Annotated in this window: 12 protein-coding genes; 9 read left to right on the forward strand and 3 right to left on the reverse strand. The window is 40.3% G+C overall.

The features are described from left to right. The first annotated feature begins 194 nt into the window (after nt 1-194). Both RDO37_RS04500 and RDO37_RS04505 read left to right on the forward strand, forming a co-directional pair. On the forward strand, nt 195-1,994 hold the full coding sequence (locus tag RDO37_RS04500) for a hypothetical protein (protein WP_308498255.1): 1,800 nt from the start codon (nt 195-197) through the stop codon (nt 1,992-1,994). 71 nt (nt 1,995-2,065) lie between these two features. Next, nucleotides 2,066-2,227 carry a hypothetical protein gene (locus RDO37_RS04505; protein WP_308498256.1) on the forward strand — a complete coding sequence of 54 codons (162 nt, stop codon included), beginning with the start codon at nt 2,066-2,068 and terminating at the stop codon, nt 2,225-2,227. 77 nt (nt 2,228-2,304) lie between these two features. Here RDO37_RS04505 and RDO37_RS04510 read toward each other — a convergent pair whose 3' ends face one another. The 3 genes from RDO37_RS04510 to RDO37_RS04520 form a co-directional block, all read right to left on the reverse strand. Then, nucleotides 2,305-4,581, reverse strand: coding sequence for a hypothetical protein (locus tag RDO37_RS04510; protein ID WP_308498257.1), 2,277 nt, complete (start codon nt 4,579-4,581; stop codon nt 2,305-2,307). Nucleotides 4,582-4,791: 210 nt separating this feature from the next. Beyond that, on the reverse strand, nt 4,792-6,555 hold the full coding sequence (locus RDO37_RS04515) for a transposase (RefSeq protein ID WP_308498258.1): 1,764 nt from the start codon (nt 6,553-6,555) through the stop codon (nt 4,792-4,794). A 356-nt stretch (nt 6,556-6,911) separates the two neighbouring features. Next, the gene (locus RDO37_RS04520; protein ID WP_308498259.1) at nt 6,912-9,173 is read right to left on the reverse strand and encodes a hypothetical protein; all 2,262 of its coding nucleotides are present in this window, start codon (nt 9,171-9,173) and stop codon (nt 6,912-6,914) included. A gap of 755 nt (nt 9,174-9,928) precedes the next feature. On the opposite strand from RDO37_RS04520, the gene RDO37_RS04525 reads away from it, so the two are divergent. From RDO37_RS04525 to RDO37_RS04555, 7 genes are all read left to right on the forward strand, one after another. After that, nucleotides 9,929-11,185 carry a hypothetical protein gene (locus RDO37_RS04525; protein ID WP_308498260.1) on the forward strand — a complete coding sequence of 419 codons (1,257 nt, stop codon included), beginning with the start codon at nt 9,929-9,931 and terminating at the stop codon, nt 11,183-11,185. A 247-nt stretch (nt 11,186-11,432) separates the two neighbouring features. Beyond that, the gene (locus RDO37_RS04530; RefSeq protein ID WP_308498261.1) at nt 11,433-13,415 is read left to right on the forward strand and encodes a hypothetical protein; all 1,983 of its coding nucleotides are present in this window, start codon (nt 11,433-11,435) and stop codon (nt 13,413-13,415) included. Nucleotides 13,416-13,578: 163 nt separating this feature from the next. After that, complete coding sequence (locus RDO37_RS04535; RefSeq protein WP_308498262.1) at nt 13,579-15,063, forward strand: hypothetical protein; 1,485 nt, start codon at nt 13,579-13,581, stop codon at nt 15,061-15,063. Nucleotides 15,064-15,432: 369 nt separating this feature from the next. After that, on the forward strand, nt 15,433-15,867 hold the full coding sequence (locus RDO37_RS04540) for an outer membrane protein assembly factor BamE (RefSeq protein WP_308498263.1): 435 nt from the start codon (nt 15,433-15,435) through the stop codon (nt 15,865-15,867). Nucleotides 15,868-15,900: 33 nt separating this feature from the next. Next, the gene (locus tag RDO37_RS04545; RefSeq protein ID WP_308498264.1) at nt 15,901-16,434 is read left to right on the forward strand and encodes a hypothetical protein; all 534 of its coding nucleotides are present in this window, start codon (nt 15,901-15,903) and stop codon (nt 16,432-16,434) included. Between the two features lie 70 nt (nt 16,435-16,504). Beyond that, on the forward strand, nt 16,505-16,924 hold the full coding sequence (locus tag RDO37_RS04550) for a hypothetical protein (RefSeq protein ID WP_308498265.1): 420 nt from the start codon (nt 16,505-16,507) through the stop codon (nt 16,922-16,924). Nucleotides 16,925-17,132: 208 nt separating this feature from the next. Further along, nucleotides 17,133-17,327: hypothetical protein (locus RDO37_RS04555; RefSeq protein WP_308498266.1), on the forward strand; the 195-nt coding region annotated here is incomplete at its 3' end.

Raw genomic sequence — 17,327 nt, forward strand, 5'->3', positions numbered from 1 at the left:
CTCGCTTGAGAAACACTACAAGCAAGGCTAGAGCAATTAACAGCATTGCTCTAAAGCTTAGTGGGCACAATGAAAGAAGGCAGCGTCAGCTGCCTTTTTTCATCGTGATATAAAAGTTTCGCGCAAGATTCTTGCGTTTTAGGCTATAACGTTTAGTGTAAGTAATATCTTGAGTAGTTGAGGATATAAGCAGTATGTTGGATAAAAGTGTTGTCGCAAAAGCACGTCAAATGTACCAATCTGGATATTATACTTACGCTCAAATTGCCGAGACTCTTGATATCTCACGCAGCAGCGTCTACTCCTGTTGCAAGGATCTAGTAAAGAAAAAAGGACGTAATAGCAAAGAAAGCAGCGGCTCTACAACTGTGGTTGCAGTCCATGAGCAATCTTCTGATGATAATGCTCATGAAATTACTAACACTTGTGCATCTGTTGCTACCATTGCTAAGAATGCGCCCAACGCAAATAGTACAGCTAACAGTGATTGCCAAGATGACGTGTCTCAAGCTAGCACTAAAGATGAGAGCTCTATTTTAGAGCTTACGCCGTCATCAACGGTAGCATCAAAAGCATCATCAAATTCATCTTCAAATCCACCATCAAAAGCCTCATCAAATCCATCATTTGCGCCATCTGTTAATTCAGACAGTGAAGAGGTAGGTATTAAGTTTGGATCTTATGCGCTCATAAGCAAAGCTATATACGACCTTAGGTTTGACAAAACGTTAAAGAGCGCCATCAAGCTTGCTCATCTTGAGGGCAAGGTGCATGTGGACACTCTTATTGATTTAGCTTGCTACAGTCTCTTTACTGCTGATGGAAAGGCTCTTAGCTTAGAGCAATATGCCGCTGACCACTGCTTATTTAACCAGGCGCAAAAATTTCCTGGAGAAAAGGACTTAGCACAACTGCTTGATGGCCCTTTATTTAATCTGCAGCATGCCTTAGGCGAAACACTCTTTAAGACATTTGAAAAATCAGATGAGCTGATAATTACATACGATTTATCAGATAGCTTACAGACCTCTGGCAACCTCAACATTATCAATGGCAGATCGTTTCGTTCAGTCTCTACTGTAGATGGTTTGTGTGTGGCTCAGGCTCGCAGGGCTTATGATGGCATGCCTTTTACCTTTGAGCTTATCAAAGAGTCATTGCCAAGCTTAAAAAGCCTAAGTGAGTTTGACAACACGCTTCCTGATGACACTGATGACAGGCATACCGTCTTTTTAGATAAGGGTACATTCACAGACAGCTTCATTAATGACCTTGAGCACCGTGGTTTCAATGTAGTCTTATATTGCGATGGCAGAAGTGCAGTTATCACTAAGCTTGTTAATGAGCATGGAATGGAACTATCAAGCTCTGTTCAAATGCTTAGTGAAAAAGCACCATTAATTTCAGGAAAGACCATCAAGGGTAAGTTTTTAGGCAAAGAGCGTTACATGCACTTTTTCTATGATAGAGGTGCTATCACTCCGTCTATAAGCTTTAATAATCAGGTAAAAGTGAAGAGTGGCAATCAAATTAATGATGAGCTTAAAGATAAGTTACATGCTTTTAGCTGCATTGCTACCACTGAACTAATGGATGCTGCTCAAGCCTACGATCGCTATAGCGCACTGACTAAAACTCAAAGTTTGTTAAAAGTACCAAGCAACATCATTAAGCAAAGCCTGCGCTACAACGACATTGCTCAGTCTCTAGTTGGTTCATGTGTAGTGCGCTTCATTAGCTCCGTATTGCAAGCTTATATCAATAGCAAGCTAGCTCTTGATCCTGATAAAACCGATAAGCATGAGCAAAGCTTAAGTGCACTTTCAGCTTTAGAGCACTTAGACAAGATTAGGCTCATTAGTGGAGGCGATTTAGTACCATTAAAGCTAATTACACCGTTCGACCAACACTCACAGAACATCCTCAAGTGCTTTGATATTGATCCTACATTTGTTGCTAATTTGGCAGACTCGCTCTGCAATCAAGCAGACTAAGACTTGGAACAAAAAACGACTTTGACACTCTAACAATGCTATCTACCAAGCATTAAGCCTAGGCACTAACCGTGGTCTCACGATACCGTCTGCATCGACAGCGCAAGGAACTAACCGTAGCTCTCACGATACCGTCTGCATCGACAGCACAAGGTACTAACCGTGGCACTCACGATGCCGTCTCTAAGAGAGCAGAAGGTACTAACCGTGGCTCTTACGATACCGTCTGCTAAGACAGCGCAAGGTACTAGAGGCGGCCTAAGAGCTATCTATGAAGCATATAGTGATAGGTAGCGGTGTTGTTGGAACTCTATGCCTTGCACTCAGAGGCCAACTCGTAGCTGCTAAGTGTGTTTAAGAGCTCATCCATCTCACTTACAGTTGTTCTATGTTTGTTCTTTTTACTTATGTGTGAAGTATTATTAACATTTTGTAGCGCTGTTAAGATAGCCGCACAGATGCTGTCCGTCTCAAATGAACCCTCGCTGTGTACGGGGGCCTTGAGTGCATTAGCTTGATCTTTAACAAGCTTTTCAAATTTGAGCTCTAATGGACTTTTTTCCCTGAGCGCTTCTAAGTAGTTCCTGTTGCGTAAAATATGGCCTTTGGCAAAACGAGACCACTCAGGACCTAGCTTTTTTAATGTGTCTTTAGCCTCATCATAAATATAGTTAAGTTGGAGATCATCATCAGCTATATCGCTTAACAGCTCATCATCCTCTGCCTCTCTTCGCTCGATTATTGCTAGCTTTAAGGCAACTTTTACTGAGCTAAGGCAGCATGCCATGGCAGCAAGTGTAGTTACATACGGGCTAACAGCAAAACCATCGTTCTTAAAGTTACGTAGAGTAATTTTGGTGTCAGTATTGATCTCAATGTGATGACCTAAAGCGATTAAGGTCATCAATAGCACATTAGATAAGAAGACAAAGCCTTTAGTAGCGCTCTCACAATTTGAGTAGTATGCTGGCAGTTTGAGTTTAGTAGATGCTAAGTCATGCCAACGTTTTTGGAACTTGTCAAAGTTGAGCATGAGTGGATAGAGTGCTTCTAAAGTCAGAGGATTATCTAACTTAGATTGAGCTACAACAAAAGCAGTCTCAGATATAGATAATCTCTTTATTTCATCATCATTAATGGCAAATTGTATATTAAGACTCCATGTGCCGTGCTCATTTTGATAGATCTTGGGATCTCCACCATCTTTGGCCATAGCATGACAGTACTTCAGTTGTCCTAATAAATCCTTTAGATGCCTGTAGGCATAAAGTTCGCTCTCATGGCTATTGTATTTGCTGATGTATTGTTGAAATATGACAATCTCACTGCGCGCTTTATCTAAAACTCTTTCACAGTACTGAACAGCAAGCGTTTTGTCAGCCAGAACTGATAAATCTAGAGCACTATCCTCGTCCTCATCATCATAATAATGATCATAATCAAACCAAGACTTCTTTTTAGTCGGCAGTGTTCTTCTATAGGTAGAATGAAATCCATAAGCTACCTCTTTGCCCTGCTTATCTTTGACAGGTTGAAAGTATTTAGTATCAACATGCACAAGATCGAGGTGTAAGGGGCTAGTTTTTTGCATCCTGCAAATGAGGTTAAGACCTTCACTGTTGATGTTTTCAATTAACGCATTAGAGATAAGCTGGCCATCAATAATGACGTTCTGAATGTCAGGATATTGTTCTAACACACGACGCAGGTGATTCCAGACAAATACTTTTATCTCAGTGCGATTACGCGGTGTAGAAGTAGATACATCGTAGGCTAAAGGTATTCCGGTAGCTGCATCACAGATAAACTCGTAGCTTTCATCATCATCATAGTCAACACTAAACAGTCTACGTGGTACGGTAACAATAAAGACAGATGTGACTTTGTGATTAGGTGCAATACTGGCGATTATTTGATTGGACAGAGCAGTGTACAGACCATCAAGATCCTTATGCTCACCAAGCTCAGCAAATGCTAGAGAACTAGTGCACTCATTGAATAAGAGATAGTCTTGAGCGCGATTAAGCTTGATAAGGGCAGGGTAAAAGATATTTAAGCGCGGGCTTGATAACTCCTTAGGATATGACTTGCACTGTTCATGCATGGCGCTGTACATGTCAAAAAGAGCTTTGGCAATCAAGGCATCAGTGTTAAGTCCAACAATTTGTTTTTGGCCAACGATATCCACTAATTTCTTGATAATCCCAAAGCGGTCAAGAGCGCCACTAAGTAGAGTTAAGAAGTCTAAATCGTACTCTTTATTAAGCGCACTTTTGTCCAAAGTAATGAACTTGTATAGATCTTGAACACGGACAAAGGCATTCTTATCGCAATAATAGCTTCTGTTGTAGAAACCTGATCTAGTTAGATCAGATTCGCTAAGCCCCATAGTGACAAAGCTTTCAAGCATGCAAAGATTGTAGATGTCGCGAATAGCGACTTTTTCTTTAAGGGAGCTTAATTTAAACTTGCTGTAGTCTTTGCCAACAGTGCTTGCAAATTGAGCAAACAAGGGAAATTTAAAGCTGCTTAAAAGCTCAACCAGATCATTGTCTAAAAGAACTTCATCACTGACCACTTTAGCCATTTAATCTTTAGCCCCACAAATTGTTCCTGAACACTAGCCTATCTAATCTACCATCATAGGCCTTAGTTAGCACTTGTTTACGCGCAATAAGCTTGTTTTATTGCAACTACAGCTTGTGCGCAAAATGTTTACGACTTTGCATACAAGGATCCCTTTAACCCATGGATATGTGTGCATGCCAAGCTTGTGAATTGATGTAGCTTAGCTAAACTATTTAGCATGGGATGACTCATCATAGCCATCTTCTAGCTTATCTGTAGCATTAATGGGCAGATCGTTTTCATACTCTATTGATGCTGCCGATAGTCTAGATAAAAGCTTAGAGACCATATTGTTAAGCTCTATCTCGCTTACACCAAAATAGCTGAAAATCTGCATGGTTGTTCGCGATAAGCCATTTTGAAGAGTGTATCTGCCATCTGGTTTAAGAGAAATAGCTTTGACTCTATCAAGAACAATTAAAGTATCAGGAACGTTATGTACAACCATGCAACCTTTCACTCTGATAGATGCATCTTTAATAAGAGAGTAGAGTCTAGATCGTGCGATAAGAGCGATAAACTCGATAAACATCTTGGTTCTAAGCGCTTGAGTAGAGTGAACAACTGAGCTGTCTGAGCTTAAAAATGCCTTATCATCACAGAAGATTTTTTCAGAGCTATCACGTTTCTTGTATAGCAGGTAAGCCTCTTGTGCTGTCATCTTTTCAGATGTGATGATCGTGAAGTAACCTGCTCTTTTAAGCTCTGCTGTAATTGCGTCGTATTTGCGCTCGAAGAAGATTAGCTTGCCTGACTTATCTTTTTGTAGATCAAAATAAGGGTCAAAATCCTTGGTTGAGTCTAGGATTTTTCCTTTACATCTTCTTAGATGGACCTCTAGGTCTTCAATCTGCTTAGATAGCTTGTCACTTTCAGTATGAAGCTTTTGCGTTGAGCAGTAGACATGAAAGTATCGATCTTTACCAGCAAATTCTCTTTTCTCTGTGCATCCATACACTCCTGATGTTGTCTTAATAAGATACTTATGATCCATCTCAAAGCTGCCTCTGAGCTTATCGATGATTTCGCCTACAAGCTTCTTATTTCCTTTGACCATGAGGATAAAGTTGCACTTTGACTCATCAATGTATCGTATGTTGCCATCAAAGAAGAAACCTCTGTCTAATATGAAAGTTATCTTCTGATAGCCAAATTCATTTGCCTTGTTTACTAGCTGTTCAAGCTGTGAAACGTCAGGTATTGAGCCTTGATAACCATCGTAGAAGAGTGGCAGCATCTTATGAGCATCAAGTCCGATACCATAGTTCCCAATTGGGCTGTCAGCATTTGCTTTGGCATGACCAAACTCTAAGAAATCAATGTCACCAGCTTGGCAATTCTTATTTGAAGCGTCATATAAGATGAAAATCTCAGCACCATTCTTGTTCTGAGCGTTCCAATCAACTATGTAGTTATATATCTGATCTTGTGAGGTATCTGATAAGAAACGACTGATAGTTTCGTCACTGACAATATGCTGATCCTCTCTAAATAGAGGGTGGGTGCGAGCATAGTCCTTAAAATGACATAAAGCCTTGTCCTCACAGATCATCATGAATGTGGCCAAATCAAGGACTAATGCAGACTTATCTAAGAAATGCTTTTGAAGAAGTGAGACTATTCCAAGCTCATGGAATACACGCTGTATTAGCAAGAAAGCACCAATATATTGACTCATGCTGCGAGAGGGGTGCTGTTCTTTAACTATGACATCAGGGAACTTCTCGTAAAAGTTATTGTTTGGATACATCTTGCCAGAATCGTCAGCACAGACTTTACCAATGGCTAAACGTACTGGAACACTGTACTTCTTTTCCTTGTTGTACTTATCGCCAACGTGCGCGTATACGTATTGGCTACCCTGAGCATTAGCCTTGGATAGGTAGTAGCGACAAGGAATATCTGAAAGATTGACGGTTGACTTGTACAGCATAAAAATCACCGCAAGTATGTAGTCGTATGATACAGCTCGATAATGAGGTAAAAGAAAGCACAAAATGGGCTAAATCATTAAAGAAATGAAGGCTTTGGTATTCTTTGAGCTATAAAAGTGAGTCAAAGCGCCATTTGTCTGCCTTGAGCATTAAAATGACGCAAACTTAAGCTTATTAGCATGCTCATGATGCACTCTGACATTCATATTAATGTGGAGTGAGCCATAAGATAGGGTGATTAGATCAAAATAGCACTGTGCCGACGCAAGATGTACCTTAGCAAGATGTACTTTAGCAAGATGTACCTTGCGCCGTTGCATATTTAGCTCATGACACAATGCTAATCTAAGAGGCTTTAGCTACGTGCTTTATCTAGCTCAGATTGCATTGAGGCAGTTTGATAATCGTCGTAATCAGGCTGTCTTATGGAAGGAATGCCCATAGAGCATCCAATCCATTCGTCTTTAGAGTAACTGCATACTCGAATAACTTCACCGCTTAGGAAGCGCTCCCATTCATAGCCTAGGTTTTGAAGCAGGTGAACAGCGTCTAAATCGAAAATATCAACATCAAAGCCATCACAGGTCTTTTCAATACTCATGGAATCGAAATCGCTTAACGGATCTATTTCCAATGTAATATCGTCTCTGTCGAAACTTACTTCTAAGCCTTCTTCCAGTTCAAACATATTGATGTATTTGTAGAGAGTTGGCGCAATAGACATGATCTTTGCTGACTTAGTTTCTTCTGCAACAGTATCATTCATGAGCGCTTTAACATGCTTGTCAAGGACAGTACAAATAGCCATCATTAAATCGCTTACCAAGAATAAGCCAGCTTTAATGTCTTCATCGCGCATGGCGCAATCAGGCACAATTGCAGTGAAAGGTTTTAGCTTGCTCCAAAGTTCCTCATTTTGACGAGTTTCTTCGCACATATGGTAAAGCAACGAGACCTTACATCCTACAAGATTATTGTAGAGGCTAAAAGCATATGCACTGTTTCTCATTGCCAAGCTTTCTTCAGAAGAATTATCTACGCCAAAAAAGCTGACTTCCACTTTGCCATCGTCGAGATCTAAATAAGCAATTTTATTAATATCAACCGAAACTAGCTTAAATGTAGACTCATGTGCTTTTATGGCATTTTGGGCTTCAAGCTGAGATTTAAATGGTTTATGAGTAAAGTATTCAATTAGACTAGTTCTTAGATTGCGTATAGCTTGCTCGGTTTTTAGCTGTGCTTCATAGGAATCTTTCCTCATGATTGTTCCATAGCGTATTAAACCATCTAAGCCTTCTACTTGCTCAGGTTTCTCGCTCATTTGTATTGCAATGGCATCATCAGGTTTTCCGGATATTATGTCGACGAGTTTATCTGAATAGGAGTTTTTAATTGAAGCCGCTTTCTGCGCATCCTCGATATAGGAAAAGACTTGCAGTCCTGCATTTTTGCAACCTTCTAAAAGACTAGGGGTTGCATATTTATCATTAACAGCAATAGTGTTGACTGTTGGGTAATGTTTTCTAAGTAAAGCTAAGTTTTCGACAGCTAAGTCTACAACGGCTGATTTCTTGGTAGAGTTTCCTTTAGAGCGGCAAATTAAGACAGGTACTCCTGTCCATATATCGCAAAAGCAGATGAGCTTATTATTAAGATCTGCGCACTCTTCTACCTTCATGCTTGCATTGATATGAGCAAACTTGATGAAGTTTCTTGGTATTTGTATGAGCTGTACTGCTGTTAGATTAAAACCTGGAGTAAAATAGAACTTAAAAAGGTTATTGATTACGTCAGTATAGATGCTCTGATGGTTCTTGTATTGACCAAGTTTTTTAGCACCTAAAATACCAGTGTATTCGTTGAGATAAAGTTGTGCAGAGCTTTCTTCAAAGTCTGTAAATAGCGATGCAGCATACAGATTGTTGTAATTGTGACGCTCTAGTTGTAAGTACTGCGTATTCTTGTTCATGTCACGGAACATGTCGATGAACAACTTGCCAACTAAGAGCTCATTGCTGACAAGTCCTTTGAACTTTTCGTTGCCGATATGCTTAACAATAGTTGATAACACACCAATTTTTTCTAGTGCACCAGCAATAATAGGTGCTGCGCCTAAATTAAACTGCTCAGGATCATCAATACGCTTGATGCCTAGGATATCGGCAACCTTTTTTTGATATGAGTCTGAGTCGGTTAAAGATGCACGAGTTTGTAGCTCTTCATCGCTATAACCTGCAGCTTTAGCTGTTTCTTCTTTCAAAGAATTTTCTGGTGAATAAGTCTGATAGTCAGCTATTTTCTCAAGACCAGTTAAATATTTAGTTTTGCTCTCTTCTATAAATGCACGAAGACTGTGTGCATGATTGATTGAGCCCTCTGATGGGCCTAGACCAAGATCTATTCCTGCATTATTCATCAGCTGAGCAACCACATCATAAATATCAGCTTGCCCTGACTCAAGTTGATGTTTCATTTGATATAGCGACTGTAATAAATCACCATCGTCGCTATCTTGCTTGTATGGTTGATAGCGGATATTACTCTTATCTTTTCTTGAAAACTTTGGCAAATCACCAGATTGGCGCAGTTTTTTAGTGCGAGACTTTTTGCCCATTATTAATCCTCTAAAGTAAAGTGCACGATCTGTGCTTTGCCGTCTGCATATATACAGGTGTAAGCAAATTAACTAAGCTTCGTGAAAGTAAAGTGTTGGTAAATTGATTAACTGTCAAAGCTTGCATGAATGCTGATCATTGTTGCTTAATCGTCATACTCTCTCAAGATACCATACTTTACCTAAGCTTTTGAGCTGACGCTAGGTATTATTGCGGCTAAGCAAAAAGAATATCTTTGAACATAAATCATTTTGCATATGTAGCGCCCATTAGCGACTTTAAAGCAATAGGCGGAGAGTATTTCCATGCGACATTATGGGCCGTTCTTAAGTTGAAGCTGCATGGCCTGAGACACAAGCATTGTCACGATTGAACAAAGGTGAATACGCAAGCAGCGCCACGATTTTTATCAAAAGAGACTATGCGCAAAACCAAAAGCATTAGCCATAACTAAAAGAACACGACATGCATATGCTGCTCTAATGAGCAAAGCTCTCAATGCAGATACAAAAGTCTTGATCAACGTAAGACATTTCAGTGCTAATTGTTGAGTTTTTCAGCACTAACAGCTAATAATCTGAGCAGTGCCTGTATGAGCATGGCTCTAAGATTGGTTGTGATGTAGCTGTAAGCTCACGCAGCAAAATAATCAAAGACTTTAACATCATCGGCTTGAGGCAAGTGGCGTTGTGCAAGCTCAGTGTTGCTAATCATGATTGAGATTAGTACAGATCAGAAAAGATAGGGATTAGTTATGGCCTACCAAAAGTTCTGTTTCGTTGTGCCAGTTTGTCGAAATAGCAATAATGTAGCTACTTTGCTTGGGGCTATCAGGCAATATAACTTCCCTGTAATTTTGGTAGATGATGGTAACTCCGAGCAAGAGCGTGCTGCTATTAAAGCCGCTTGCGACGACTATTACTCAAATACTGCCAAGGCAAGTGCAGCTACCGCAAAGCTTAGTGCAACAAGCGCAAAGCTTAGTGGAGATAATGCGCAGGCTAGTGCAGCGCCAACACATGCAAAAGTAGAGGACGATGCTGCAGGTGCAAATGCACAAGCGGTTGACTGGAGTGTACTTGGGCGCAATGCAAAAGCTAAAGTGCACTTGGTATCTTACCCTGAGCAACAGGGCAGAGGTTATGCTATTGCACAGGGCCTTTTCTATGCATTAGAGCAAGGCTATACCCATGCAATTGAGTTAGATGCCGATTTGCGCTATGACTTTGAGGATATTAAGGCCTTGATTTTAAGGTCACTGCGCTTCCCTCCGTTTGTAATCTCTGGCGATCCTCAATATGATAAGAATATCCCGCTATCACGAATCGTAGGCAGTAAACTCCATAACTTTATGGCGGCCTTTGAGACTTTAACCTTAGCTGTAAAGGACTGTACTTGCTCCTTTAGAGTCTATCCGGTCGCAAGCACAGTCGCTTGTCTTAAGGAGGATGGCTTTAGGACTAGAGTTGGCTTTGATATTGATATTTTGATAAAACTCTACCGTCGAGGCCTAATCATCGACTATATCGATACTAAAGTTAAATACATAGCCAATGCAGAGGTAAGCAGCACGCTATCAGACAAGCTTGCATTGATCATGATGCATACTGTGTTTATGCTGAATCTGCCACTACACTTTAAAGGCATTTTGTACCACAAGCAAAAACCATCGAGAATCAATTCCGAAGAAACGGATGCTATGTTGCTAGCAAAACTTATCGATGAGCCAACATCCATCTCACCTGAGGCCTTAGGCGTCGATGCTATCTCAGGTGCTAGCGGCATCCCATACTATAGTCCTGAGAGTAGTCGCCACAGCTCAGATAGCCAAGAGAGCAAGAATGAGAACTCAACTAAACACGAGGCTAAGATTCCACTTGCAGAGGGCGGTTTTGCCTCTCTCATGGCTGCAAGCTTTTCTGATCGTGATGATCCATACGGCTACAAAGCACACGAAGATAAAGCATCTAGCCATAAGACGGCATCAGCCGATAAAAAGGCATCAGATTAGATATAGTATCATCCTAGATTAGATAACAGCCTCAAACTCGCTTTCCTCAGCGGATGATAAAGACAAGTAAGCTACCTCAAGATCGGGGCTGTTATCGAGACTTCTACCTCTTACCTCAAGGCTATTATGCTGGTGCAAAGAGCAAAAATGCTAATGCTAGGCACAGTAAGGTGGTATATTCTAGAGAAGGCTTGGGGGTAATAATTGCACTCACGTATGGTTTGGCTGTAAGGATCAGGGCAAGATTATGTACGATCAAAGTGTCGTTCTAAAAGCACGTGAAATGCGCAAGGCTGGAGCATCATTCGGTCAAATTGCTAAGGCTCTTGGTATGGCCAATAGTACTGCTCAAGCTATGTGCAGAGGTGAGCTACTTAATAGCACAGAGGCACGTAAGCCGCGTAAAAAGCCTAGGGTTATTGTGCCTATGCACGATCACACTGTGGTGCTCAAAGCTCGAGAGTTGCGCAAGCAGGGACTTAAATTCTCTGATATTGGTGAGGCTTTAGGCATCTCACGTAGTACAGCATATACCTTTTGCCAAGAAGGCTTTGTTCGCGGCAGCAAAAAGGGTGAAGGCACTACTGCAGCTCAGATCGCAGCCCAAAAGAAAGCTAAAAGTGCTAAAAAGACAGCTACAGAAGCGCAAAATACCGCATCAGGAGCCCAAGCTGCAGCAATAGCCGGTGCGCAAAATCAAGCTTCAATCGCCCAAGCTACTGCACTATCCTCTGCTCAAGATACAAGTGCTCAAACTGTTGCAACAGCAATATCAAAGACAAAGACGGCTAACACTCCTAGGATAGTAGCTGACACTATCTGGCCATCTCTTAATAGCGCTAATACCTTACCAAAATCAGTTAAGGATAGTAGCAATGCTCCGACTGTAATCAGTGAAAAAGTTGATGAGGCAAGGGAGCAACACGATCTGAAGTATGGCCCTCATGTGCTCATAGCTAAAGTGTTAGATGAGCTCAATCTTGAGAGTACTATTAAGAGAGCAATTAAACAAGCAGATGTGTCTGTAGAGATAAGCTATGAGGAGCTTATTGATCTTGCTGCTTATAGTTTGTTTACCGCGCAAGGCTGCGATTATAACTTTGATGAATATGCTCATGAGCATTATCTATTTTCTCAAGGCCTAGGGTGCGTAAAAAAGGAGCTAATTGCTAATTGGCTTAAAGATACGATTTTTGATCTAAAAGAGCCTCTATGTCAGCGTCTTACCACTGATCTTAAGAACTTGGATGAGTTAGTCATCACCGTTGATATGTCTGACTATACTCAGAGACCAGGAAATCTGAGCATCATTCAAAACGATAGTGACTATAGGCCAAATCGTAGAAACTCTATGCATGCACTTGTTGCAAGAAGAGCTTATGACGGCCTTCCAGTGCAATTAAACGTGTATCCGACATATCAGCCAACTTTGAAGTCCACACTTGATTTTGCCAAGAAGCTACCTGACTACGATTGCTCTAGACAGACAGTATTTATGGATAAAGGCGTCTATTATGCAAAGCACATTCAGGACTTAGAAGCAAATGGCTTTAATATAGTTTGCTACTGCGATGCACGCTCTAATGTGATTACTGATCTAATCAATAAGTATGGCGAGGATTTGCTTAGCTTAGAGGATCCATTAAGAGCAGATTTGCCACATATTCATGGCATTACTCGAGCCCAAGTTCTATTTGGTGATGTGCGTTTTTGCCATTTGTTTTTTGATGAGTCGATTAAAGCACCAGGCCTGATTGAAAAAGAACAAGCTGGTCTCATTAAGAACGCAAATATCATTGAATCGCTACAAGCATATCAGCATGGCTTTAGATGTATTATCACTGATAGCAGTATGGATTTTTTAACGGCGTTCGATAGCTACTACGGTCTTACAAAGACGCAAAATATCATTAAGCTGCCTAAATCATTGCTAAAGCAAAGTTTAAAATCTGGCATCATTCCAAAGGCTGTGATTGGCTCTTGTGTAGTACGCATGCTAAGTTCTTTGCTTGAAAGTTACATCAATAGCAAGCTTAAAATACAACGTTCTATCAAAGATCACACCGAGCAATGCTTAAATGCTACTAAAGCCCTTGAGCAGCTTGAGAGTATCAGGCTTGTTGGCGATGGCATACTAGAGCCATTTAAAGTAGATGCTCATTTAGATAGCCGTACTAAACACATCCTAAAGTGTTTTGATATCAGTGCACTCAAAGCCCCCGTTTTCTGATGCCCCATCTAACTATTATCGTGACTGATCAGCTTAATAGAAAGTTTGCCTGTGACAATGGGGCTCATTAGGCTAGAGCTTGATTTTTCATTGCGTTCACCATTGTATACGCTGCTATCATCTCATCAAATACACCTTGGCTTTAAGGTTTAGGAGGGCATGAATGCCTGTTCAACAAATAGTCATACAGATTGAAGATATCTTAAGGGATGTACAAAAAATTGCCCAAGCTAAAAGCTATCCAATGTCACCTGAGGCATTTGAAAAGCTTGCTGATGAGTATATGGCTGACGCTGAAAGACGCGAAGATGAGTGTGGTGTATATGTTGAGGGCGTGCTTTATAAGGCCAAAACAATCTATAGTATGCTATGCAATGATGACGTAACCTTAATTCATGCTGTATTAGAAGCGATTAATGCTCGTATCAAGGACTTAAGCAGCCCTGGTCGCGAAATCTACCCTTTGCATATCGTTCTAATGGTTATGTTCTTGGCCAGATGTAGGAACATGAAGACTTCATCAGAAATTGCAGATTTCTATAATGGGTACAATCTAATACTGCAGTTGCTCTTCCCTGGTATGCCATCCCCATCTAACTTCATATCAGAGGCAACTATACAAAACGTGCGTACTCTTGTCTCAGAGAAGGAGAGCAAACGTATTTTTAATGAGCTCTTTGGCGTAATCCATTTAGTCACAGCTAATTTAGCCGCCTTGAATAATGGCAAGCACAAAGATGGTCATGATAGTCTTTTTAAAACTATTGCTGGTGACGGCCAAGAGATGAATGGCGCTTTAGCAAAAGGCTCTAAAAGCAGTAGTACGAAAGATGCTATCGTCGTAAGTGTCTGTGATTGCTCTGCATCGACAGATCTAGATGGCAATAACACTGAAGAGTCAAAACACGAGTTAGACGCATTTATCGATATGGCTCAAACCATGGATTTGAGTGGCATGCTCGTTATGTGCGATGACTTCAAATCAACAGCAATGGTGACCGACTGCGTGACTGAGCGAGGTGGTTACTATTTGATGCCACTTAAGATCACCGATAGCGACAAAGAGCTTCGCTCTCATGTAGAGGCTATTTTTAGAGATCAGCATAATAAGACTATCAAGGTTAAAGATTCTTTCAAAGACAATGGTCGTACTGATAAGCTTACATTCGAGATTTTGCCTGCTGAAGAGTATCTTGATCCAAACATTAACAACCCGTACAAGGGTGTTAAAACATTGGTTAAATACACCGATGACAGTGAATTAAGCTACACTCAAACACGCTACTACATTGCAAGTATTCCGTTCGTATCTGGTAAAGACAGCCTGACCTTAAGACAGGTAAGACTTACCATCTTAGATCAGTGGTTTATTGATAGCTTCCACGATGTGTTGTTCACATCTAAGATGGAAAAAGACAGTTTGCAAGAAAGCCTATCTGATGCCATGTCTTTAGAGGCATCTATGAACCGGACTGCGTTGAATATCATTAACGCTGAAAGAGACAGAATGTCTCTTGCAAGGGGCAAAAAGACTCCTATATCTTTCAACGAGACGATGCGTAGGATGGTTGATTTTCCTCTAGATATCCTCTTTACCACTGTATTTTGTACATACATGGCGAAAGATCCACAATATATCCAAGACTAATTTCTAAAGAACATTTTGGCGCAAAGAGCAGATTAGGGTGTGCTCTCTATCATTTCATTTGCTTGCCGTATTAGTCAGCAGAATCACTCATATAAAATGTTGACTAAATACTTTTTTAGTCTAGAATTGAAAGGTACATGTATTTCATATACGTATCTCGTGTATGTATCTATGAAGGCATAATGTATTACTTACTCTGTTCAAGTTATACAAATTGCATAACATAATTCTCTAAGATACTAAACCTAATCATTACTAAACAATGCATGATTCTGTTTTATGAATTTATTAGTGTGGTTTAGTGTATGGCCTAAAGATACAGGTTTTGCAATGAGAGTCATTTCTTTTAGCTAGTATATTGGTGAAAAGATGAATCATAATTTTAAAAAGACCGGAGCGATTGCTGCTTCATTTGTAGCTTTATCTTTAATTACAACTGGCTGTATGACCAATACTCATGCTGTCAAGGAAGAGAAGATTACTGTTGCAAAAGCTCAAACCGAAATTAAAAAGGGTATGTCTAGCGCTGAAGTGGTTGAGGTTTTAGGTAGCCCAAATATGGTGTCTACAGATACTCAAGGACGTGAGGTTTGGGTATATGACAAGATCTCAACTAACTACAATTCATCCTCTGCTTCAGGTAGCTTATTAGGTCTCTTGTTTGGTGGCAGCGGTGGAGGTTTAGGTGGCGCTAGCGCAAGCACTGCGTCAGCATCAACCAGTCAAAGAACTCTTACCATTGTGGTTAAGTTTGACGATGACAGTAAGGTTCGTGATGTTTCTTATCGTGCCTCCTCATTCTAAATTTCAATCAATCAGTTAATCAAACAAACATTTATGAAGAAGATCTATATAATGATCATGGCTCTTGCCATGACATTCATCCTAAATGGATGCGCCTCTCCAGATTACTCACAGTACTACAAACTTTCTCCAGAACATCTTCAAGTTAGACAAGTACAAACACGTATCTATGAAACTAATGATGAAGAACAATTATTAACTGCATCTACTCATGTGCTACAGGACCTCGGTTATATCGTAGAAAAGACTGATTTTGATTTAGGATTTTTGACCTGCTATAAGGATCGTGAGGCTATTGAAGCTGATCAAGTAGTTGGCCGTTTCCTCGTTGCTTTATTAGCTGGTGTAGATATCGGCAATGATGTTGCTCAACGCATTAAAGTGACTTTAGTCATTTCATCTATTAAAGATAATCCTAATAAGAAAGTAGTACGTGTCTCTTTTGTTCGTGCAGTAACAAATACACATAATGTTACCCGTTATGAGCTTATCTTAGAGCCAGCTATTTATCAGGATTTCTTCAACAAGTTAAGTCAATCAGTGTTCTTAACTGCTGAAAAGATTTAATCATTAATTAGCCTATTACAAAATAGATCAATTAACAGAGGCGGATTTTTCCGATTAAAAGATAATGAAAATGAATAAGTTAGCAGTTGCTCTTGCGTTGGCTTTTTGTGCATCAGTTACAGGCTGTAATTCTTTAAGCGAAGCTGTGATTGGTGATGGTAGTGAAACTCAGGTACAGATTCGCAGCTACCAAACTAAAATCTTTGAGTCACCAGATGTAGAGACTGCAATTAAGGCCGTAATTGCTACTATGCAAGATATTGGCTTTGTCATTGATAATGCTGATTTACGCGTAGGCACTGTAACTGGCACTTCATTCCACAATGCATCTCGCCTATCAGTCACCGTCAGAAAGTTTGGCGATAATCAAGTTCAAGTTCGTGCGAATGCTCAATCTGGACTTGAAACCATTAAGGATCCAATAGCTTACCAAAACTTTTTTAACTCATTGTCTAAGTCACTATTCTTGATTGGCGAAGAAGTTAACTAGTCTGTTGCAATTTTAAGCTTTCCTTTACCAATACTATATGGCTTAGCTAGGGTCTACACTAATAAGCTAAGCCATTGTCAAATCTCCCCCTGTCCTATCCATTCTCATCTTGTCTTTGGATTATTAAAGTAACTCCAATTTTAATTTCTATTTGTTAAAACCGCTCAGATATATATATCTTTTGCTTAATAACACATAAGGAATCGGTATGATCAAACAAGCATTTTTCTTAGGTCTTGCTATTCTTACAATGACATTTGCTCTGAACGCTCAGGCAAAAGACGTGTATGTTAACGGCTATACTCGCTCTGACGGCACTCAAGTACGTGGCCACTATCGTTCTGCGCCTGATCATAGCTATGATAACAATTGGTCTACTGAGGGCAACACCAACCCATATACT

The organism is uncultured Anaerobiospirillum sp., from assembly GCF_902485895.1.
GTDB lineage: Bacteria > Pseudomonadota > Gammaproteobacteria > Enterobacterales > Succinivibrionaceae > Anaerobiospirillum > Anaerobiospirillum succiniciproducens.

Coding starts and splice junctions, on each gene's coding strand:
- RDO37_RS04550 (WP_308498265.1), top strand. CDS start 16,505: ATGAATAAGTTAGCAGTTGCTCTTGCGTTGGCTTTTTGTGCATCAGTT.
- RDO37_RS04545 (WP_308498264.1), top strand. CDS start 15,901: ATGAAGAAGATCTATATAATGATCATGGCTCTTGCCATGACATTCATC.
- RDO37_RS04525 (WP_308498260.1), top strand. CDS start 9,929: ATGGCCTACCAAAAGTTCTGTTTCGTTGTGCCAGTTTGTCGAAATAGC.
- RDO37_RS04515 (WP_308498258.1), bottom strand. CDS start 6,555: ATGCTGTACAAGTCAACCGTCAATCTTTCAGATATTCCTTGTCGCTAC.
- RDO37_RS04510 (WP_308498257.1), bottom strand. CDS start 4,581: ATGGCTAAAGTGGTCAGTGATGAAGTTCTTTTAGACAATGATCTGGTT.
- RDO37_RS04530 (WP_308498261.1), top strand. CDS start 11,433: ATGTACGATCAAAGTGTCGTTCTAAAAGCACGTGAAATGCGCAAGGCT.
- RDO37_RS04535 (WP_308498262.1), top strand. CDS start 13,579: ATGCCTGTTCAACAAATAGTCATACAGATTGAAGATATCTTAAGGGAT.
- RDO37_RS04540 (WP_308498263.1), top strand. CDS start 15,433: ATGAATCATAATTTTAAAAAGACCGGAGCGATTGCTGCTTCATTTGTA.
- RDO37_RS04520 (WP_308498259.1), bottom strand. CDS start 9,173: ATGGGCAAAAAGTCTCGCACTAAAAAACTGCGCCAATCTGGTGATTTG.
- RDO37_RS04500 (WP_308498255.1), top strand. CDS start 195: ATGTTGGATAAAAGTGTTGTCGCAAAAGCACGTCAAATGTACCAATCT.